This window comes from Stenotrophomonas sp. As-7 (genome assembly GCF_030291015.1).
Classification (GTDB): domain Bacteria; phylum Pseudomonadota; class Gammaproteobacteria; order Xanthomonadales; family Xanthomonadaceae; genus Stenotrophomonas; species Stenotrophomonas lactitubi.
Genome location: NZ_CP127405.1, coordinates 999,474 through 1,018,891, shown reverse-complemented (window position 1 = coordinate 1,018,891; position 19,418 = coordinate 999,474). Strand labels below are relative to the sequence as shown.

General features: G+C 64.6%; 16 protein-coding genes and 10 tRNA genes. 3 read left to right on the top strand and 23 right to left on the bottom strand.

What is annotated here, in order from left to right; translation table 11 throughout:
- Positions 1–24: 24 nt before the first annotated feature.
- The 17 genes from QP457_RS04675 to QP457_RS04595 all read right to left on the bottom strand — a co-directional run bounded on the left by QP457_RS04675 (position 25) and on the right by QP457_RS04595 (position 11,232).
- Entirely contained in the window at positions 25–1,980 is a 1,956-nt protein-coding gene (locus QP457_RS04675) for a peptidyl-prolyl cis-trans isomerase (protein ID WP_205405106.1), read from the bottom strand.
- A gap of 184 nt (positions 1,981–2,164) precedes the next feature.
- Positions 2,165–2,241, bottom strand: a tRNA-Asp gene (locus QP457_RS04670).
- Between the two features lie 107 nt (positions 2,242–2,348).
- Positions 2,349–2,425: transfer RNA gene (locus QP457_RS04665), tRNA-Asp, on the bottom strand.
- A gap of 89 nt (positions 2,426–2,514) precedes the next feature.
- Positions 2,515–2,591: transfer RNA gene (locus tag QP457_RS04660), tRNA-Asp, on the bottom strand.
- A gap of 25 nt (positions 2,592–2,616) precedes the next feature.
- Positions 2,617–2,691, bottom strand: a tRNA-Val gene (locus tag QP457_RS04655).
- An 11-nt stretch (positions 2,692–2,702) separates the two neighbouring features.
- Entirely contained in the window at positions 2,703–2,975 is a 273-nt protein-coding gene (locus tag QP457_RS04650; RefSeq protein WP_004146343.1) for an HU family DNA-binding protein, read from the bottom strand.
- Positions 2,976–3,193: 218 nt separating this feature from the next.
- Positions 3,194–5,647, bottom strand: a complete 2,454-nt coding sequence (lon, locus tag QP457_RS04645; RefSeq protein ID WP_205405107.1) for an endopeptidase La — start codon at positions 5,645–5,647, stop codon at positions 3,194–3,196.
- Between the two features lie 142 nt (positions 5,648–5,789).
- On the bottom strand, positions 5,790–7,079 hold the full coding sequence (clpX, locus tag QP457_RS04640) for an ATP-dependent Clp protease ATP-binding subunit ClpX (protein WP_099819177.1): 1,290 nt from the start codon (positions 7,077–7,079) through the stop codon (positions 5,790–5,792).
- Positions 7,080–7,205: 126 nt separating this feature from the next.
- A complete protein-coding gene (gene clpP / locus QP457_RS04635) occupies positions 7,206–7,832 on the bottom strand; it encodes an ATP-dependent Clp endopeptidase proteolytic subunit ClpP (RefSeq protein WP_025878142.1) in 627 nt (208 codons plus the stop codon).
- A gap of 76 nt (positions 7,833–7,908) precedes the next feature.
- Complete coding sequence (gene tig / locus QP457_RS04630) at positions 7,909–9,204, bottom strand: trigger factor (RefSeq protein ID WP_100551677.1); 1,296 nt, start codon at positions 9,202–9,204, stop codon at positions 7,909–7,911.
- A gap of 191 nt (positions 9,205–9,395) precedes the next feature.
- Positions 9,396–9,480: transfer RNA gene (locus QP457_RS04625), tRNA-Leu, on the bottom strand.
- A 123-nt stretch (positions 9,481–9,603) separates the two neighbouring features.
- A complete protein-coding gene (locus QP457_RS04620) occupies positions 9,604–9,933 on the bottom strand; it encodes a hypothetical protein (protein WP_205405108.1) in 330 nt (109 codons plus the stop codon).
- Positions 9,934–10,405: 472 nt separating this feature from the next.
- Positions 10,406–10,481: transfer RNA gene (locus tag QP457_RS04615), tRNA-Lys, on the bottom strand.
- A gap of 150 nt (positions 10,482–10,631) precedes the next feature.
- Positions 10,632–10,707: transfer RNA gene (locus QP457_RS04610), tRNA-Lys, on the bottom strand.
- A 79-nt stretch (positions 10,708–10,786) separates the two neighbouring features.
- A tRNA-His gene (locus QP457_RS04605) sits at positions 10,787–10,863 on the bottom strand.
- A gap of 177 nt (positions 10,864–11,040) precedes the next feature.
- Positions 11,041–11,117, bottom strand: a tRNA-Arg gene (locus QP457_RS04600).
- A 38-nt stretch (positions 11,118–11,155) separates the two neighbouring features.
- Positions 11,156–11,232, bottom strand: a tRNA-Pro gene (locus QP457_RS04595).
- 181 nt (positions 11,233–11,413) lie between these two features.
- Between QP457_RS04595 and QP457_RS04590 the strand changes: the two genes are divergently transcribed.
- Positions 11,414–12,172: a Bax inhibitor-1/YccA family protein gene (locus tag QP457_RS04590; protein WP_099819174.1), complete on the top strand. Its 759-nt coding sequence runs from the start codon at positions 11,414–11,416 to the stop codon at positions 12,170–12,172.
- A 95-nt stretch (positions 12,173–12,267) separates the two neighbouring features.
- Positions 12,268–12,900: a flavin reductase family protein gene (locus tag QP457_RS04585; RefSeq protein ID WP_205405109.1), complete on the top strand. Its 633-nt coding sequence runs from the start codon at positions 12,268–12,270 to the stop codon at positions 12,898–12,900.
- A gap of 4 nt (positions 12,901–12,904) precedes the next feature.
- On the opposite strand, the gene QP457_RS04580 is transcribed toward QP457_RS04585, so the two are convergent.
- The 6 genes from QP457_RS04580 to grxC form a co-directional block, all read right to left on the bottom strand.
- Positions 12,905–13,666: a sulfite exporter TauE/SafE family protein gene (locus tag QP457_RS04580; RefSeq protein WP_180163726.1), complete on the bottom strand. Its 762-nt coding sequence runs from the start codon at positions 13,664–13,666 to the stop codon at positions 12,905–12,907.
- Between the two features lie 26 nt (positions 13,667–13,692).
- A complete protein-coding gene (locus tag QP457_RS04575) occupies positions 13,693–14,601 on the bottom strand; it encodes a LysR family transcriptional regulator (protein WP_205405110.1) in 909 nt (302 codons plus the stop codon).
- A gap of 53 nt (positions 14,602–14,654) precedes the next feature.
- Positions 14,655–15,398, bottom strand: a complete 744-nt coding sequence (locus tag QP457_RS04570) for a cysteine hydrolase (protein WP_205405111.1) — start codon at positions 15,396–15,398, stop codon at positions 14,655–14,657.
- A gap of 182 nt (positions 15,399–15,580) precedes the next feature.
- Entirely contained in the window at positions 15,581–16,585 is a 1,005-nt protein-coding gene (locus QP457_RS04565) for an isocitrate dehydrogenase (protein ID WP_099819170.1), read from the bottom strand.
- 314 nt (positions 16,586–16,899) lie between these two features.
- Positions 16,900–17,292 carry a carboxymuconolactone decarboxylase family protein gene (locus QP457_RS04560; protein ID WP_205405112.1) on the bottom strand — a complete coding sequence of 131 codons (393 nt, stop codon included), beginning with the start codon at positions 17,290–17,292 and terminating at the stop codon, positions 16,900–16,902.
- Complete coding sequence (grxC, locus tag QP457_RS04555; protein ID WP_025878124.1) at positions 17,289–17,579, bottom strand: glutaredoxin 3; 291 nt, start codon at positions 17,577–17,579, stop codon at positions 17,289–17,291. Before grxC ends, QP457_RS04560 begins: the two co-directional genes overlap by 4 nt.
- Positions 17,580–17,671: 92 nt before the next feature.
- On the opposite strand from grxC, the gene QP457_RS21575 reads away from it, so the two are divergent.
- Positions 17,672–19,372, top strand: coding sequence for a M48 family metalloprotease (locus QP457_RS21575; protein ID WP_180163723.1), 1,701 nt, complete (start codon positions 17,672–17,674; stop codon positions 19,370–19,372).
- The last annotated feature ends 46 nt before the right edge of the window (positions 19,373–19,418 follow it).

Here is a 19,418-nt window from a genome sequence, read left to right as displayed (position 1 = left end):
TTTTCGTTCCTGCTCGCCAGAGGCTTACAGGTTCGCTTCGGTGGTCTGCACCAGGAAGCGCTTGCGCATCGCGTCGATGTACGCCTTGGCAGCAGCCATGCCGTCGATCTGGCTCAGCTGGTCCTTCAACTGCTTCTGCTGCTCGGCGGTCACTTCCTTGATGTCACCCGGGTTGACCTTGTTCACTGCGAAGACCAGTGCATGACCGTTGACGTCGACCTTGCCGTAGCTCGGCTTGCCTTCGGCCGGCACCGGCGCGCTGAAGATCGCGCGGTTGATCTCCGGGGTCGGCACCGGCTGGCTGCGCGGCAGGCCCGGCATCGGGCTCAGCTGCAGCTTCTCGCTGGCGGCCAGCGACTGCAGGGTCGCGCCCGCCTTCAGCTTGGCCAGCAGGGCATCGGCGGCCTTGTCACCGGCCTGGCGCTGACGGTCGGCACGGATCGCGGCGATCACCTGCTCACGCGCCTTGTCCAGCGGCAGCGCCTGCTCCGGGGTATGCGCGGCAACACGGATCACCACGCTGTGGTTGCTGCTGCCACCCAGGGCGATCGGATCGCTGGCGGTACCGTCCTGCACCAGGACGTCGGAGAAGGCAGCACGCAGCACGGCCGGATCAGCGGCAATGCCGGTGGCGGTGGTGCGCGTGATCGGGCCCAGCGTCTGCATTGGCAGGCCGACGTCCTTGGCGGCTGCGGCCAGGTCGCTCGGGCTCTTGTTGATGGCATCGACCAGGCGGCCTGCCAGATCGTTGAAGCCACGCTCACCGTCTGCCTTCAGCTGCTCGGCTGCCAGGGTGTCACGCACTTCTTCAAACGACTTGCCCTGGCCACCACGAACCGCAGCGACCTTGATGATGTGGAAGCCGAAGTCGGTCTTGACCGGGCCGATCACTTCACCGGCCTTGGCGGCAAACAGTGCGTCTTCAAACGGCTTGACCATCGCGCCGCGTTCCACCCAACCCAGGTCACCGCCCTGCGCCTTGGAACCGGGATCTTCCGAGTTCGCCTTGGCCAGCGCGGCAAAGTCGGCACCTGCCGCCTTTGCTTCGACAGCCAACTTGGCGGCCTTGGCTTCAGCACCGTCGCCGGTGATCAGGATATGCGCCGCCTGGCGCTGTTCCGGCGTGGTGAACTTGGCCTTCTCGTCTTCATAGCGCTTGCGCAGGGTTGCCTCGTCGGCCGCGGTCGGCGCCGGCAGGTTCGCACCATTGAGCTCGACATATTCCAGCGACACCGATTCGGCCTGGCGGAAATCCTTGCCATGGCTGTCGTACCACTGCTTGATCTGCGCGTCGGTCACCGGCGCGGTATCAACCGGAAGTTCCGGCAGCGCGGCCAGTTCCACATCGCGGGTTTCGCCCAGCAGCTTCAACAGACGCTCGGTCTCGGCCTGGGTGACAAAGCCGGAGTTCTGCAGGCCCGACGGGATCACCGACTGCTGCAGGCTCTCACGTACCAGTTCCTGGAACTGGGTCGGCGTGCGCGGCGGATTGCCACCGGCCAGGGCCAGACGGTAATTGCTCTCGCTGAACTTGCCATCGGCGCCCAGGAAGCCCGGAATGGTGGTGATGTATTCGCGCACAGCGCCGTCGCCAATCACGACACCGGCCTGCTCACCGACCAGGCGCACGACCTGCTCGTCGATCAACTGGTCGAGCACGGCCAGCTTGTTCTCGGTGCTTTCGAACGCGCGCGGGTCGAAGTTCTCGCCCTGCTGCTGGCGTTCGCGCATGCGTTCCTGCTCGAAACGGGTGCGGAAATCCTGTGCGCTGATCTCATGGTGCTGCCACATCATGCGCACCGGCCACCAGGACGGTGCCGAGCGCCACCAGGTCGGCGGTGCCGAAACCTTGGCGACGTTCTGTGCGCCGACGCCACCGAGGTAGCTGTTGTCGATGACGAACAGGAACGGAATCATCAGCAGCCCCAGGATCACGGTAACGATCCAGCCTGAGGTCTTGTCGCGGAGTTTCTGCAGCATGGTGAGGAATCACAAGGCTTGATTGGCGAGCCCGGCAGTGTAACCCGCTTCGCGGCGTGGACCAAAAGCAGGGCCGGCGGGGTCTGGCGCCACCCTGGCCAGGCGATCGACACTATCGCGCGCATCAAACGATGAAAACGACGCAAAGAAAAAGCCCCCGACTTGCGTCGAGGGCTCTTAGAGTTGGCGGAGCGGACGGGACTCGAACCCGCGACCTCCGGCGTGACAGGCCAGCATTCTAACCAGCTGAACTACCGCTCCGCGCTTGAAACTTTGCAGGCGCTCAGTATATCCGAAGACTTCCTGAAAACCTACCCCGCTGAACACTTTTTTCAAAGTTTTTTCACGAGGATTTAAGAGTTTTGCAATGGCGGAGCGGACGGGACTCGAACCCGCGACCTCCGGCGTGACAGGCCAGCATTCTAACCAGCTGAACTACCGCTCCGTATTGCAGACCTCTTTGTTTTCTCTGCAACCGGGAGGTTGGAGAGAAAACAAGGCCCCCAGCTTTTCGGCCGGGGGCCTCGTTGAAAATGGCGGAGCGGACGGGACTCGAACCCGCGACCTCCGGCGTGACAGGCCAGCATTCTAACCAGCTGAACTACCGCTCCACATTTCAAACTTACCGCGGTGCTGTGGTGGGTGCTGAGGGTTTCGAACCCCCGACCCTCTCCGTGTAAAGGAGACGCTCTACCGCTGAGCTAAGCACCCCAGCGAGCCGCTTAGTTTACAGCATCCTTCAGGGCCTTACCAGCCTTGAACGACGGATTCTTCGAAGCAGCGATCTTGATGGTGTCGCCGGTCTTCGGGTTGCGGCCGGTGCGGGCAGCACGGTCGCGGACCTGGAAGGTACCGAAGCCAACCAGGGTGACCGCATCGCCGTCCTTCAGCGCCTTGGTGACGGCAGCAACGACGGCATCGACAGCGCGGCTGGACTCGGCCTTGGTCAGGTCGGCAGCTTCAGCAACGGCATCGATCAATTCGGTCTTGTTCATTCTTTACAACTCCTTTGGCGGTGGGTTCCGCGTATTCGACAGGGAAGCAACCGCACGACGTCTGCATGCGGTTGCCATGTGGAAACGGTTCGCCGAATTCAGTGAGCGCTGACTGCGATCACTCATTCGCGAGTGCTGCTTTTATACCAGCGGCCCTACCCCCACGCAAGCTGGAAAGCCAGCAACGACGCGGGTTTCAAGCATTTCGACAGGACGCATCAATGCTTGACGCGGGCGTTTCCACTCGGTTTGGCCTTGCTGCGCACCGTGACGCGTTGCGCACTCTTGCGCGTCTTCTTCGGCGCCAGCGGACGTTCCAGCGCCAGATCAAGCACTTCCTCGATGTACTTCACCGGCACGATCTCCAGATCGCGGGTGACGTTGGCGGGAATGTCGGCAAGATCCTTGCGGTTCTCATCGGGGATGATCACCGTGCGGATTCCGCCGCGCAGTGCCGCCAGCAACTTCTCCTTCAGGCCGCCGATCGCGGTGACGCGACCACGCAGGGTGATTTCGCCGGTCATCGCCACATCGGCGCGCACGGCCACCTTGGTCAGCATCGACACCAGCGAGGTCACCATCGCCGCACCGGCACTGGGGCCATCCTTCGGCGTCGCACCATCGGGTACGTGCAGATGCACGTCGTGCTTCTGCAGGAACTCCGGATCGATACCGAAGCCGACCGCACGCGAACGCACCACCGACAAGGCCGCCGACGCCGATTCCTTCATCACGTTGCCGAGCTGGCCGGTCAGGATCAGCTGGCCCTTGCCCGGCACCAGCGTCGATTCGATCTGCAGCAGATCGCCACCAACTTCGGTCCAGGCCAGGCCGGTGACCAGGCCGATCTCGTTCTCTTCTTCGGCACGGCCGAAGTCGAAGCGACGCACGCCCAGGTACTTGTCCAGGTTCTTGCTCGACACGCTCACCAGCGCCTTGGACTTGCGCGCGCCCTTCTTCACCTTCGCCACCGGCTGCGGCCCACCCAGCGCGATCTCCTTCACCACCTTGCGGCAGATCTTGGCGATCTCGCGCTCCAGGTTGCGCACGCCGGATTCGCGCGTGTAGTAGCGCACGATGTCCTGGATCGCATCGCTGCCGATCTCCAGCTCTTCCGGCTTCAGGCCGTTGGCCTTGATCTGCTTGGGAGCCAGGTAACGGGTGGCGATGTTGAGCTTCTCATCCTCGGTGTAACCGGGGATGCGGATCACTTCCATGCGGTCCAGCAGCGGCCCCGGAATGTTGAGCGAGTTCGAGGTGGCCACGAACATCACTTCGGACAGGTCCAGGTCCACTTCCAGGTAGTGGTCGTTGAATGCGTTGTTCTGCTCGGGGTCGAGCACTTCCAGCAGCGCCGAAGACGGATCTCCGCGGAAGTCCATCGACATCTTGTCGATCTCGTCCAGCACGAACAGCGGGTTCTTGCTGCCGACCTTGTTGAGGTTCTGCACGATGCGGCCCGGCATCGAACCGACATAGGTACGACGGTGGCCACGGATCTCGGCTTCGTCGCGCACGCCGCCCAGCGACATGCGCACGAACTTGCGGTTGGTGGCCTTGGCGATGGACTGGCCCAGCGAGGTCTTGCCCACGCCCGGCGGTCCGACCAGGCACAGGATCGGGCCCTTCATCTGCTTCACCCGCGACTGCACCGCCAGGTATTCAAGGATGCGCTCCTTGACCTTCTCCAGGCCGTAGTGATCGGCATCGAGGGTGTCCTGCGCGGCCTTCAGGTCCTTGCGCACCTTGCTGCGCTTCTTCCACGGCACGCCCAGCAGCCACTCCAGGTAATTGCGCACGACCGCCGCTTCGGCGGACATCGGCGACATCTGCTTGAGCTTGTTGAGCTCGTTGCGCGCCTTGGTTTCCACCGGCTTGGGCATGCCCGCCTCGGCAATCTTGCGCGCCAGCTCTTCCAGTTCGCCCGGCGCGTCGTCGAGGTCACCCAGTTCCTTCTGGATGGCCTTCATCTGTTCGTTGAGGTAGTACTCGCGCTGGCTCTTTTCCATCTGCGACTTCACGCGGCCGCGGATGCGCTTTTCCATCTGCTGCACGTCGATCTCGCCATCGACCAGACCGACCAGCATCTCCAGGCGTTCGCCCACGGCCAGTGTTTCCAGCAGGCGCTGCTTGTCCGACAACCGCACGCTGATATGCGCGGCGATGGTGTCGGCCAGGCGCGTCGGCTCATCGATGCCGGCCAGGGTCTGCAGCAGCTCCGGCGGCAGCTTGCGATTGGTCTTGACGTACTGCTCGAACAGCGACATCAGCGAGCGGGCGATGGCCTCGATCTCGCGCGGCTCGCGTGCGTCGGTGGCCTCGATTTCGACGGCCTGGCCGTGCAGCGAGCCATCACGTTCGCTGACGCTGGTCACCTGCACGCGCGACAGGCCTTCGACCAGCACCTTGATGGTGCCGTCAGGCAGCTTCAGCAGCTGCAGCACCTGCGCCAGGGTGCCGACCTGGTAGAGGTCAGCGGCCTGCGGGTCATCGGTTTCGGCCGACTTCTGCGCCAGCAGCAGGATGCGCTTGTCCGCTTCCATTGCCTGTTCCAGCGCATGCATGGACTTGTCGCGGCCGACGAACAGCGGGATGACCATGTGCGGGAATACCACTACGTCGCGCAGCGGCAGGACCGGCAGGTCGAGGGTCTCACTTGGGGAACGGGCCATGGGGGCTCCAGGGAAGGGGAAAACCGTCTCCGGGAGGGCATCTTCCGGAGACAAAAAAAGCCGATGGCCCCGTTATGGGGCCATCGGCTTTCAGATGCAAGACGTTCCGAGAAAATTCTTTCTATTCAACAAGTTGAAAGAATCATTCGGCGCCAGCGGCCTTCTGTTCAGGGGCCGGCGGGGTCTGGTAGATCAGGTACGGCTCGGACTTGTGCTCAATCACCGATTCATCCACGACAACCTTGCTGACGTTTTCCTGCGACGGCAGGTCGTACATGGTGTCCAGCAGGACCGATTCGACGATGGTACGCAGGCCACGGGCGCCGGTCTTGCGCTTGAGCGCCTTCTTGGCGATGGCCGACAACGCGTCCGGACGGAACTCCAGTTCCACGTTTTCCATCTCGAACAGCTTCTTGAACTGCTTGGTGATGGCGTTTTTCGGCTCGGTCAGGATGCGGATCAGGGCCGGCTCGTCCAGCTCCTCCAGGGTCGCGACCACCGGCAGGCGGCCCACGAACTCGGGAATCAGGCCGAACTTGATCAGGTCTTCCGGCTCGACTTCGGCCAGCACCTTGCCCACTTCCTGCTTGCGCTCGCTGCTCTTCACCTTGGCGCCGAAACCGATGCCGCCGGCGTCGTTGGAACGCTGCTGGATCACCTTGTCCAGGCCAGCGAACGCGCCGCCACAGATGAACAGGATGTTCTTGGTGTCCACCTGCAGGAATTCCTGCTGCGGATGCTTGCGTCCACCCTGCGGCGGAACGCTGGCCACGGTGCCTTCGATCAGCTTCAACAGGGCCTGCTGCACGCCTTCGCCGGACACATCGCGGGTGATCGACGGGTTCTCACTCTTGCGCGAGATCTTGTCGATTTCATCGATGTAGACGATGCCCTGCTGTGCCTTCTCGACGTCGTAGTCGCACTTCTGCAGCAGCTTCTGGATGATGTTCTCCACGTCCTCGCCCACGTAACCGGCTTCGGTCAGCGTGGTGGCGTCGGCCATGGTGAACGGCACGTTGAGCAGGCGGGCCAGGGTCTCGGCCAGCAGGGTCTTGCCCGAACCGGTCGGACCGACCAGCAGGATGTTCGACTTCGCCAGCTCGACTTCGTCGTTCTTCTGGCGGCTCTCGATGCGCTTGTAGTGGTTGTACACGGCCACGGCCAACGTCCGCTTCGCGCGGTTCTGGCCGATCACGTACTGGTCGAGCACCTCGAGGATCTCGCGCGGCTTGGGCAACGAACTGCGTGCCGACTGCGCCTTTTCCTCAAGCTCCTCACGGATGATGTCGTTGCACAGCTCCACGCACTCATCGCAGATGAACACGCTCGGACCGGCAATCAGCTTGCGCACTTCATGCTGGCTCTTGCCGCAGAAAGAGCAGTAGAGGATCTTGCCGGTGTCCGTGGAACGACCTTGGCGGTCTTCGCTCATGCTTCGCTTACCCAGTTACGCCACCCGCTGAACGGGGGTTCGATTCGAGAATAACACAGGGCCGGAGGGACATCAGTCCACCCGACCCTGCAGGAACGGGGCCTGCCATGGCCCCGTGAGTGCCGGTCAGCCGGCCTGGATCGACTCTTCCGGACGACGCTCCAGGACCTGGTCGACCAGGCCGTAGGCGACCGCATCGACCGCGCTCTTGAAGTTGTCGCGCTCGGTATCGCGCGCGATGGTCTCCAGCGACTGGCCGGTGTGCTTGGCCAGCACTTCGTTCAGGCGCGCGCGCAGGGTCAGGATCTCGCGTGCGTGGATGTCGATGTCGGTGGCCTGGCCCTGGAAGCCGCCCAGCGGCTGGTGGATCATCACCCGCGAGTTCGGCAGCGCATAGCGCTTGCCGGCTGCACCGGAAGCCAGCAGCAGCGCGCCCATCGAGGCGGCCTGGCCGACGCAGATGGTGCTCACGTCCGGCTTGATGTACTGCATGGTGTCGTAGATCGCCATGCCGGCGGTGACCACGCCACCCGGCGAGTTGATGTAGATGCTGATGTCCTTTTCCGGGTTTTCCGCTTCCAGGAACAGCAGCTGCGCCACCACCACGTTGGCCATGTGATCGTCGATCGGGCCAACCAGGAAGATCAGGCGCTCCTTCAACAGGCGCGAATAGATGTCGTAGGCACGCTCGCCGCGGCTGGTCTGCTCGACCACCATGGGAACCATGTTCAGGGCTTTGGTTCGGTTGTCCATTTCGTGAGGTACCTATCTTGGGGGGAAACACCCCCGCGCCAGGGCTGGCGCGGGGTATCCGGCAATCGGCCAGGGATTACTGGCGGATCGCGTCCTGGAACGACAGCTTTTCTTCAGTGTGCTGGGCGCGCTCGGCGATCCAGTCGATCACCTGCTCTTCCATCACGCGGTTCTGCAGGCCAGACATCAGCTGGGGGTCGTTGCGGTACATCTCAATGACCTGCTCCGGCTCTTCGTAGGTCGAAGCGATCAGACGCATCGTTTCATTCAGACGCTTCGGCTCCAGGCGCAGGTCGTTGCTGCGGGCCACTTCGCCGACCACCAGGCCGACCAGCACGCGCTTGGCAGCAGCGTCCTTGAAGCCTTCGTGGGCGTCGGCCGGGATCTCGCCCGGGTTGCGGCCGCTGCGGCGGATCTGCTCGACCTGCTGGGCCAGCATGGCGCGGGCTTCGTTCTCGACCAGGCGCGGCGGCATTTCCACCGAAGCGTAGGCCGCGATCAGCTGCTCGCCGACTTCACGACGCAGGCGGTTCATCAGCGCGCCCTTGAGCTCGCGCTCGAGGTTGGCACGGATGTCGCTGCGGAACTGCTCGACGTCGCCGCCCTTCACGCCGAAGCTCTTGATGAAGGCTTCATCGACCGCCGGCACGACCGGCTCGGAGATGTCGGTGACCTTGACGGTGACCTGCACGGTCTTGCCCGCCAGCGCCGGCACGCGCCAGTCAGCCGGGAACTCGACGTCCAGGGTCTTCTCTTCGTCCTTGGTCATGCCGACCAGGCCCTGCTCGATGGTCTCGAACATCATGCCCTGACCGAGCACGATGCTGCCCTTCTCGGTGCCTTCCGCCGGCAGGCGCTCGTCACCGGCCTGCGACCAGGTTTCCAGTGCGACCAGGTCGCCGTCCTGCGCGGCACGGGTGACCGGCGACCAGCTGCGACGCTGGGTCTGCAGGTTCTCGATCATCTGGTCGATGTCGGCATCGGTGATCTCGGCGGTGTGGCGCACGACGGTCAGCTTGCTGACGTCGATGTCACCGAAGTCCGGCACCACTTCGACGGTGGCCACGAAGGAGAACTCGCCCTCGTCACCCTTGTCGATGCGCGGGCTGCCGACGATGCGCAGGTCGTGCTCGCGCACGGCGGCGTCGAAGGTTTCGCGCAGCAGGCCGTCCAGCGCCTCGCCACGGACCTGCGCACCGAAGCGCTGCTCGATCACCTTGGCAGGCACTTTGCCCGGACGGAAACCCTTGATGCGGGTGGTGCGGGCGATTTCGCCCAGGCGGCCGTTGATGTGGCTCTGCAGACGGTCTTCCGGCAGCGAGAAGCTCAGGCGGCGTTCCAGGTTGCCGATGGTTTCGATCGAAGCTTGCATGTTGACTCCTGCCACCGGTGGCGCCCTGGCCCCCGGCTCGATGATGGATGAAACGGTTGTAAGGACACGACGTCGATGACGCGCCTGCTTGCCGCAGCCCTTTAGTTTCGCCCAATTCGGGCGGCGCCGCCAGCATGGCGGGGCGCAGGGGTTGACGCGGAATGCCCGACTGGGCGGGGGACGGGCCGGCCTGGTGCGAAAGGGGGGACTCGAACCCCCACGCCTTGCGGCACTGGAACCTAAATCCAGGGCGTCTACCAATTCCGCCACTTTCGCGTGGCCGGCTCAGGCGTTCATTGTTGCAGGCGGGGGCGGAAAGCGGAAGGCTTCCACAAAACTGAATACGCCATTTGATGGAGAAAGCGGCCCGGGCGGCGGGTGCAGGCCCGGGCCACCGGATCAATGCGCGGGCTGCACCTGCCCCGATGCCGCACCATCGCTGCCCATCGCCGCATTGCGCTTGCGGGCCTCGGGCGTCGCGCCGTCTTCAGAGCGCTTCATTTCAGCCGCATCCGCAGACACCCCCTCCTCCGTCGCCTGGGCCGGACGCATCGCCATCGCGGCGTCGACCGGTTGCGCGGGAACATGCTCGACATCCGCAGCGCGCTCCACCGTCTGCGCGTGATCCGGTGCGGCCCCGGCAGTGGCGGCGTCGTCCGCCCTGCAGCCCGACAGGGCGATCACCGCCACGCTGGACAGCATCAGACCCACAGCTCTGTTAATGGCCATCAAAGCACTCCTCATGCATGCGCCTTCGGCGCGGAACACCCATTGGGAGCGATGCCGATGGCAACCGGTGAGAAGCAGCTCACAGCATTGAACATGCCGATGACGCATTTGACGCTGATTTCAGCCGTGCTTCAGTAGATCCACGCCATGCGTGGATTGCGCGTTTCGTACAGCCTTCATCCACGCAGGGCGCGGACCTACCAGTGCTGTCGAAGGCAAGAAAAAAGCCACTTGGCGAACCAAGTGGCTTTCGTCTGGTGGGCTGTCAAGGATTCGAACCTTGGGGACGCGGCTGCGCATTCGCGCTGCCGCCCCACGCGCTGCTGCGCACCGCGCGGGCCCCTCTCACCCACACCCACATCCCCCCGGCTTCGCCGCGCCCCCTTGACTCAAGGGGGCTATCCTCCAGCCGGCTCCACGCCAGCGGAGACAGAAAGAAAAAAGCCACTTGGCGGACCAAGTGGCTTTCGTCTGGTGGGCTGTCAAGGATTCGAACCTTGGACCTATTGATTAAGAGTCAACTGCTCTACCAACTGAGCTAACAGCCCGAAATCGGGGGGCGAATTATGACCCGATCCGCGAGGGCATTGCAAGTACTTTCTTCAACGTCGTTGAAACAAGCACTGCAACCGGCGATCCATCGCGAAGGGTTACATCTGAAGAAAAAAGCCACCGGGTGGACCCGATGGCTTCTGTCTTGGTGGGCTGTCAAGGATTCGAACCTTGGACCTATTGATTAAGAGTCAACTGCTCTACCAACTGAGCTAACAGCCCTTGAAACTCAGACGCATATTGTAGCGTGCACTCTGTTTATTGCAATACCGTTTCGGCGTTGCCGATGCGGTTGAATCAGTGGGGTGGCTGAGGGGATTCGAACCCCCGACCACCGGAATCACAATCCGGTACTCTAACCAACTGAGCTACAGCCACCACTGAAACTTTCGCTTCACCGTCGATGCTGCCGACGTTGACGCTTGATACGTTGCCCGAGGACTGTCACCGAAGTTCAGGTCCGCCGAAGCGAGTCCGACATTCTGGTGGAGTCGACAGGCTTTTGCAAGCACTTCTTCACATCCGCCAGCTACGTTCCGGTGTCGCACCAACCAATGGCGCGCCCGACAGGAATCGAACCTGTAACCGCCGGCTTAGAAGGCCGGTGCTCTATCCAGTTGAGCTACGGGCGCCCGAACCGGAACGGCGTCCAATCCGACGTGATGTGGATTGGTCGGGGTAGAGGGATTCGAACCCCCGACATCCTGCTCCCAAAGCAGGCGCGCTACCAGACTGCGCTATACCCCGGTGTTGCAATCCCCTCGGGCGTGGACCCGGGGAGCTGACCATTGTGGCCAAGCGTCGTGCGAACTGTCAACGCGCAATCCCCGCCCTGCCCGGCCATGACCACAGCTTGCGCAGCCATCGGCTATGCTCGCAGCCATCGGCCGGATGGCCGAATCGCCCCCTTTTCGCACGGAGACCTCGCATGCGCAGCGGCAACCCGGCTCTTTCCGAGTCGACCTTCCTCGATCTGGCCAGTGGCTCGGTGGTGACCAGCCCCGGCCAGGTAATGACCCTCAATGGCACCGTCAACAAGACCGGCTTCCTGCTGCTGCTGACCGTGCTGACTGCAGCGTTCGCCTGGAACCAGACCGTGGATGACTACGGCCAGGTGATGGCCGGCGCCAAGCTGTACGCGATGGGCGGTGCGATCGGCGGCCTGGTGCTGGCCCTGATCACCGTCTTCAAGAAGGAGTGGTCGCCGGTCACCGCGCCGATGTATGCGCTGGTGGAGGGCCTGTTCCTGGGCGCCATCTCGGCCGTGTTCAACATGAAGTTCCCCGGCATCGTGTTCCAGGCGGTGCTGCTGACCTTCGGCACCTTGTTCGCGCTGCTGTTCGCTTACCGCAGCGGCCTGATCAAGGCCACCGAGAACTTCAAGCTCGGCGTGGTCGCCGCCACCGGCGGCATCGCCCTGCTGTACCTGGCCTCGTTCGTGCTGGGCTTCTTCAACATCAACGTACCGGTGATCCATGACGCCAGCTGGCTGGGCATCGCCTTCAGCCTGTTCGTGGTGGTCGTGGCCGCGCTGAACCTGGTGCTGGATTTCGACTTCATCGAAACCGGCGTGGCCCAGCGCGCGCCGAAGTACATGGAATGGTATGGCGCATTCGGCCTGATGGTGACCCTGGTCTGGTTGTATGTGGAGTTCCTGCGCCTGCTGTCGAAGATCCAGCAGCGCTGATCCAATCCATGCCGTAAACGACAAGGCCGCGGTCCGTCGGGATCGCGGCCTTTTCTGTAGCGTCGAGCACGCTCGACTCCCCCGGAAACACACCCATGGCAGACACCCTCCCTCCCCGCTTCCACAGCTATCGCCCGGCCGATGGCCATCGCCTGCCACATGATCCGTTCAACGCCATCATCGGCCCGCGCCCCATCGGCTGGATCTCCAGTCGTGACGCCGACAGCAATGTGAACCTGGCGCCCTACAGCTTCTTCAACGCCTTCAACTACACGCCGCCGATCATTGGTTTCAGCAGCCAGGGGCGCAAGGATTCGCTGCGCAACATCGAAGCCACCGGCGAGTTTGTCTGGAACCTCGCCACATTCGATCTGGCCCAGGCAATGAACGAAAGCTGCCGCGCCGTCGCGCCCGAAGTGGACGAGTTCGCATTGGCGGGGCTGGCACCACTGCCATCGGAGCAGGTTGCACCGCCGCGCGTGGCGCAGAGCCCGGTAAGCATGGAGTGCCGCTGCACGCAGATCGTGCGTCTGCGTGATGCGGCCGGTAACGACACCAATGGCTGGCTGGTACTGGGAGAAGTGGTCGCCGTGCATATCGATACGCGGCTGCTCGTCGACGGCATCTACGACACCGCAGCGAGCGACACCATCCTGCGTGGCGGCGGACCGGCCGACTATTTCCGGATCACCGCCGAGCAACGCTTCCGCATGCTGCGGCCCGCCTGAGCCCTCATCCCGCCGCCCCACGGGACAGCAGCAGCGGCAACGACGAGGCCAGCATGGCAACGCCGGAGGCCGTCAACAGCCCCAGCACGATCTGCCGGAAACGCGCTTCACTGATACCGACATACAGCTTCGCCCCCAGCAGCGTTGGCACCAGCATTGCCGGCGCGACAATGGCGAAGTACGGCAGCATCTGCCGGGTCACCATGCCGGTACCGACATAGGTGGCCATGGTCACCGCCAGCATCGCCAGGTTGAAGTTCTGGATGACCGCGCGCTGCTCGTCCTTGCCGAAGCCACGCAGCGTGCTCCACAGCGTCGGCACCGGTCCGGCGAAGCCGCCGATGCCGCTGAGCACACCGCCAGCCATGCCGGCCAGCGCGTCGCCAAACCTGCCGCCAACGGTGACCGGTGGCAACGAGCGCGCCATCAGCATCACCGGGCACCACAGCGCCAGGAATCCTCCCAGCAGCGCCTTGAACCAGACCATGTCCAGCTGTGGCAGCACCAGCACGCCCAGCGGAATGCCCGCCAACCCGCCGAGCACGAACGGCAGCAGCAGGCGCAGGTTGAAGCCACGGCGCACGGTGAACACCGCCAGCAACTGGCCGACCAGCGCGCCGAACACCGACAGCGTCGCCGCAAGCCGGGGATCCAGCCCCCACGCCCAGAACGACATCGCGACCATGCCAAACGCGAAACCCGACAGGCCCTGCACGAACCCCGCGACGATCGCGCCCAGCGCGACCAGCAGATACACCGACTCCATCCCCACTCCTCACCGCTGCCGTGCAACTACCCTGCCGCACCCGACGCTGCAGCGTAATGCGCGGCCAGATGATCGACCAGCGCGCGCACCTTCGGCGCCAGCGCACGCGCATGCGGATACAGCGCGAAATAGCAGCGCGTGCCACCGTGCCAGCTGGGCAGCACGCGGATCAACCGGCCGGCGCGCAGGTCTTCCTGCACCGTGAGCGCGGTGAACAGACTGATGCCCATGCCGGCCAGCACGGCCGCATATAGTGCCGGCGTAGCGTCCACGCGCAGTCGTTGGCCTGCTTCCATGCTGACGATGGCACCACGCGGCCCGTGCAGCTGCCACGGCGTCATCGCCGCAACCGGGTTGAATGCCAACAGCGTGTGGCTGTGCAGATCGGCCACCTGTCGAGGCAGTCCGTGCCGGGCGAGGTAGGCCGGTGCCGCAACCAGGATGCGCGGGCATCGCGCCAGTTCACGGGCGACCAGTTGGCTGTCTGGCAAGGACGGTGCGATGCGCAGGGCCAGATCGAAGCCACCGCCGACCACATCGACCAGCTGATCGTCGGCCGACAGTTCCAGCGCCACCTGCGGATAGCGCGCCAGGAAGACAGGCAGCCAATGCGGCAACTCCTGGCTGGCGACCACCTGCGGCACGTTGACCCGCACGCGCCCGCTGGGCTGGGCCTGGCCGGCCCGCGCACGATCATCGGCGGCCTCCAGCCGTTCAAGCAGCGCCACTGCCTCGCGATAGTAGTCGCGCCCGGCCTCGGTCAACGACAACCGCCGGCTGTTGCGATCCAGCAGCCGCACCTGCAGGTGCTCTTCAAGTTGACGCAACTGCCGCGACATCGCCGAATGGGTAGTATCCAGCCGCTCGGCGGCGGCAGTGAAACTGCCTGCATCGACGATCGCGCGCAAAGCTCGCAGGGCGGCGAAATGGTCCATCAGGAGGTAACTCCGGTCGGCGGGGCCCGCTGGCTGCGGACCCCGCCAGCTTATCAAGCGTCGCCGCCGGCCTTGCGCACCGGCAGGGCCAGAATCGCCGAGGTGGTCATGACATCGCCAAAGGCATCCTCGATCTGCGCCAGCGACGCTTCATGCAATGCGCGATGGCCGATGCTCCCGCCATTGACCAGATCCAGATCACGGCTGGCAGAGGCATCGGAGGCCACGATCACCCGATAGCCGCGCGGCGCCGCAGCGGCATCACGTGCAGCACCGGCAACGCAGGCATGGGTCTGCAGGCCGGTGACGATCAGGGTGTCGATACCGGCATCCTTCAGCGCCTTGTCCAATACCGCTGCCGAGGCACCGGCGAACACGCTGACGTTGTCCTTCTGCACCACGGTCTCGCCCTTGCGCGGCTGCATGTCACGGTGGAAGGCGGCGTTGACGCTGCCCTCTGCGAACAGCGGCGCGCCGGCCGGCAGCACGTGCTGCACATGGATCACGCGGATGCCATTGGCATCAGCGAAGTCGACCACGCGACGGGTCTGCCGCAGGGCCGCCACGCCATCGGGAATGACCATGCGACCACCGGCGAAACCAACGGCGGCGCTGGCATCGAAATACTCGTTCTGGAAATCGATCACCAGCACGGCCGTCTTCGCTGCGTCGAGCGAGGTGGCAGCCGGGGCGCCGGCCATATGGCGGATGGTGGGATGGGACGACTCGGCGGCGGCCGCCTGGGTGGTGGCCGCCATGCCGATCAGGCCGGCCAGGCCGAAAGCAGTGAGGTTCATGGTCAAGCTCCTGTACGAGGGAAAGTCGGCACAGGATGAGGAGCATTGAATGCACGAACCAGCCACCTTCGAGCACACGATCTGTGCGGAACATGCACAGATCCATTCTTGCGGAGGTGGTGAAACGCAGCGGGGCGCCCGAAGGCGCCCCGCTGTGGATCCGACCGGAGTCGAGCCGTGGCTTACAGGCGGCTGGCGATCGCCTTGGCGAAGCCCATCGTGTTGCCGGTGCCGCCGAGGTCGCCGGTCAGCGAATCCTTGGCTTCCAGCGTGGCCACGATGGCCTTGCGCAGGCGCTCGGCGTTTTCCGGCTGACCGACATGGTCAAGCATCTGTGCCGCTGCCAGCAGCAGTGCGCACGGATTGGCCTTGCCCTGGCCGGCGATGTCCGGTGCGGTGCCGTGCACGGCTTCGAAGATCGCCGCGTCCTTGCCGATGTTGGCGCCCGGAGCCAGGCCCAGGCCACCGACCAGACCCGCGCACAGGTCGGAAATGATGTCGCCGAACAGGTTGGTGGTGACGATGATGTCGAACTGTTCCGGACGCATCACCAGCTGCATGCAGGCGTTGTCGACGATCATTTCCTGGAACTCGATGTCCGGGTACTGCGCGGCGACTTCACGGGCCACGGCCAGGAACAGGCCCGAGGTCGACTTGATGATGTTGGCCTTGTGCACGGCGGTGACCTTCTTGCGGCCGGTGCTCTTGGCCAGCTCGAAGGCGTAACGCACGATGCGCTCGGAGCCCTTGCGGGTGATGCGGGTGCCGGAGAAGGCGGTCTCGCCGTCGGCCGACACTTCCTGGCCTTCGGCCAGGTACGCACCTTCGGTGTTCTCACGAACGGTGATCAGGTCGACGTTCTCGAAACGCGACTTGGTGTTCGGGAAGGTGTGCGCCGGACGCACGTTGGCGTACAGGTCGAAGTGGCGGCGCAGGCTGACGTTGATCGAGGTGAAGCCGCCACCGACCGGCGTGGTCAGCGGGCTCTTCAGCGCGACCTTGTTGCGCGCGATCGATTCCAGGGTCACCGCCGGCATCAGATCGCCGTGCTTCTCCAGCGCGACCAGGCCGGCGTCGGCGTCTTCGTACTCCAGGCCAGTCTTGAGCTGGTCGAGCACGAACAGGGTGGCGTCCATGATTTCCGGGCCAATGCCGTCGCCGCGGATGACCGTAATTTTCTGCGTCATTGATCGATGTTCCGAACAGGGGGAAAAACGCCGTCCGGACGTGCCCGGAAACGCCGGCGCAAAGGAAGTTTCACCCGCAATTATGCCTTACCCGGCTCGGAGACCCCAAATAGGCAATTAGTCCGAGCCGGGTAAGGCAGAATTGCCCGCGCATCCCACCTTATCCCCACGCCTTCGGCGCGCCCCCTTGAACAACAAGGGGGCTCCTGGGCTGGAAGATCACGGAGAAGGCCCCGATGAACGTCATCGGTAGCGCCGGGCCATGCCCGGCGGCCTTTCGTTCAGGTGCCCGCCGGGCATGGCCCGGCGCTACCTCAATGCTCGTGCGCTTCGGGGGCGGCGGCGCCACCTTCCAGCTGGTCGAGGAAGTCCACGGCGCGGCGCAGGTGCGGGATCACGATCGAGCCGCCGACCACCAGGCCGACCGAGAAGGTCTCGAAGAACTCTTCACGGGTGACGCCAGCGTCCTTGCACTGGGCCACGTGGTAGCTGATGCAGTCGTCGCAGCGCAGCACCATCGAGGCCACCAGGCCCAGCAGCTCCTTGGTTCTCACGTCCAGCGCGCCGGCCTGGTAGGTCTGCGTGTCCAGCGCGAAGAAGCGGCGCACCACCTGGTTCGGCTCACCCAGGATGCGTTCATTCATGCGCTTGCGGAAATCGGTGAACTCGGCGATCCGGTCCTTGCTGCCGTCGTCGGCCGCGCTCATGCCTGGCCCTGCCCGGCCAGCAGCGGCTCGAGCTTGCCTTCACGATGCAGGGCCATCATGTCGTCGTAGCCGCCCACGTGGACGTCGCCCACGAAGATCTGCGGCACGCTGGTACGGCGGGTCTTGGCCATCATCTTCTCGCGCTCGACCGGGTCCAGGTCGATGCGGACCTCGGTCCATTGCTGGCCCTTGCTCTTGAGGAAGTTCTTGGCGGCCACGCAGTACGGGCAGACGGCGGTGGAATAGATGGTGATGGCGGGGGTAGCGCCGGCGGACTGGGCTGTCACGGGAAACTCCACGATGGATCGACGGTCCATATATGGTACCGGTGCGCTGGAATTTCCACGCCACGCCCGCAACACTGTGGATTGATTAACGAATGGTTGCCCCCTGCCCTGCCACGCTGGGCAGACTCTGCCCGAGGACCGACCGCTTGCGACCCCTGCTGCTCACCGCTGCCCTGACCCTGGCCCTGGCCGCCCCGCTGGCGCAGGCCCAGGAGAAGCTGCCGGACATTGGTTCCTCGGCGGGCGAACTGCTGACCCCGGCCCGCCAGGCCGAGTACGGCGCGATGATGCTGCGCGAGCTGCGCAACTACGGCTACCTGCTGGACGATCCGCTGGTCAACGACTGGCTGCAGACCATGGGCACCCGCCTCGGCTCCAACAGCGACCAGCCACGCCAGCCCTACACGTTCTTCGTGATGAAGGACCGCCAGATCAATGCCTTCGCCACCCTCGGCGGCTACATCGGCGTCAATGCCGGCCTGGTGCTGACGGCCGAGCGCGAGGACGAGGTGGCGGCGGTGCTGTCGCACGAAATCGCCCACGTCACCCAGCAGCATGTGCTGCGCGGGGTGGAGCGCGCCCAGCGCGACCAGATTCCGATCCTGCTGGGCATGCTGGCGGCGGTGGTTGCCGCCCAGGCCAGCAACAGCTCCTCCTCGGGCAACGCCACCATGGCGGCGATCAGCTCGGGCATGGGCCTGATGCAGCAACGGCAGATCGACTACACCCGCTCCAATGAATCCGAGGCCGACCGGCTGGGCATCCGCACGCTGTCGCGCAGCGGCTACGACGTGGATGCGATGGCCGGCTTCTTCGAGCGCATGTCCTCGGCGATGCGCGGCAATGATGGCGGTTACAGCGTTCCGGACTTCCTGCGCACCCATCCGGTCAACACCACCCGCATCAGCGAGGCCAAGGCCCGCGCCGAACAGATGAAGAAGGACACGGTGCTGCTGACCACGCGCACGCCCAGCGGCGAGCGCAGGGAACGGGTGGATCCGGCCGACCCGACCCTGGGCGATCCGCTGCTGCGCGGCATCAACCCGCTGTTGCCCGGCAGCGTGCTGCGGGTGCCGATCGGCCAGCTCAGCCGCGGCGCCAGTGGTGATTTCAACTGGGCCCGCGAGCGCCTGCGCGTACTCAGCGCCGACAGCCCGGCCGAACTGCAACGCGAGTACGCCGATCTTGCGCGGCGGCAGAAGGACGGCCTGGACGACGCCCAGCGTTACGGCCAGGCACTGGCCAGCATGCGCGGCGGCCGCAGCGGCGCCAGCGAGGCCCGGCAGACGTTGACCGACCTGCTGAAGACCCACCCGGACAGCCTCTGGGTCGCCCTGGCCCTGGCCGAGGCAGAATCGCGCACCGGCCAGTCCACCCAGGCCAATGCGCGCTTCGAGCAGCTGCTGCATGAGCACCCCAACAGCCGGCCGGTGGCCCTGACCTATGCCGAGATCCTGAACGAGCAGGGCGGCCAGGCTGCGGGTCAGCGCGCGCAGGCGATGCTGCGTCCGCTGCTGTCGCAAAGCGGTAACGATCCGGTCTTCCAGCAGCGCTACGCCCGCGCCAGTGAACTGGCCGGTGACAGTGTCCGCGCCAGCGAGGCCTATGCCGAGGCAGCGTTCCTGGGCGGGCGCCCCGAACAGGCCCTGATGCAGCTGCAGGCACTCAAGCGCAACCCCGCCCTGGACTACGTCGGCCGGGCCCGGGTGGATGCGCGGATCGAGTCGATCACGCCCACCGTACTCGAGCTGCGCCGGCAGGGTGTACAGGACCCGGACCTGGACCGCCGCTGAGCACGGCATGACCGGCAGATGGCAGCAATGCCAGATGCCGGCCAGG

Coding starts and splice junctions, on each gene's coding strand:
- QP457_RS04575 (WP_205405110.1), bottom strand. CDS start 14,601: ATGGACCATTTCGCCGCCCTGCGAGCTTTGCGCGCGATCGTCGATGCA.
- QP457_RS04565 (WP_099819170.1), bottom strand. CDS start 16,585: ATGACGCAGAAAATTACGGTCATCCGCGGCGACGGCATTGGCCCGGAA.
- QP457_RS04580 (WP_180163726.1), bottom strand. CDS start 13,666: ATGGAGTCGGTGTATCTGCTGGTCGCGCTGGGCGCGATCGTCGCGGGG.
- tig (WP_100551677.1), bottom strand. CDS start 9,204: ATGCAAGCTTCGATCGAAACCATCGGCAACCTGGAACGCCGCCTGAGC.
- QP457_RS04570 (WP_205405111.1), bottom strand. CDS start 15,398: ATGAACCTCACTGCTTTCGGCCTGGCCGGCCTGATCGGCATGGCGGCC.
- clpP (WP_025878142.1), bottom strand. CDS start 7,832: ATGGACAACCGAACCAAAGCCCTGAACATGGTTCCCATGGTGGTCGAG.
- clpX (WP_099819177.1), bottom strand. CDS start 7,079: ATGAGCGAAGACCGCCAAGGTCGTTCCACGGACACCGGCAAGATCCTC.
- QP457_RS04650 (WP_004146343.1), bottom strand. CDS start 2,975: ATGAACAAGACCGAATTGATCGATGCCGTTGCTGAAGCTGCCGACCTG.
- QP457_RS21575 (WP_180163723.1), top strand. CDS start 17,672: ATGGTTGCCCCCTGCCCTGCCACGCTGGGCAGACTCTGCCCGAGGACC.
- QP457_RS04560 (WP_205405112.1), bottom strand. CDS start 17,292: ATGAGCGCGGCCGACGACGGCAGCAAGGACCGGATCGCCGAGTTCACC.
- QP457_RS04620 (WP_205405108.1), bottom strand. CDS start 9,933: ATGGCCATTAACAGAGCTGTGGGTCTGATGCTGTCCAGCGTGGCGGTG.
- QP457_RS04590 (WP_099819174.1), top strand. CDS start 11,414: ATGCGCAGCGGCAACCCGGCTCTTTCCGAGTCGACCTTCCTCGATCTG.
- QP457_RS04585 (WP_205405109.1), top strand. CDS start 12,268: ATGGCAGACACCCTCCCTCCCCGCTTCCACAGCTATCGCCCGGCCGAT.
- QP457_RS04675 (WP_205405106.1), bottom strand. CDS start 1,980: ATGCTGCAGAAACTCCGCGACAAGACCTCAGGCTGGATCGTTACCGTG.
- lon (WP_205405107.1), bottom strand. CDS start 5,647: ATGGCCCGTTCCCCAAGTGAGACCCTCGACCTGCCGGTCCTGCCGCTG.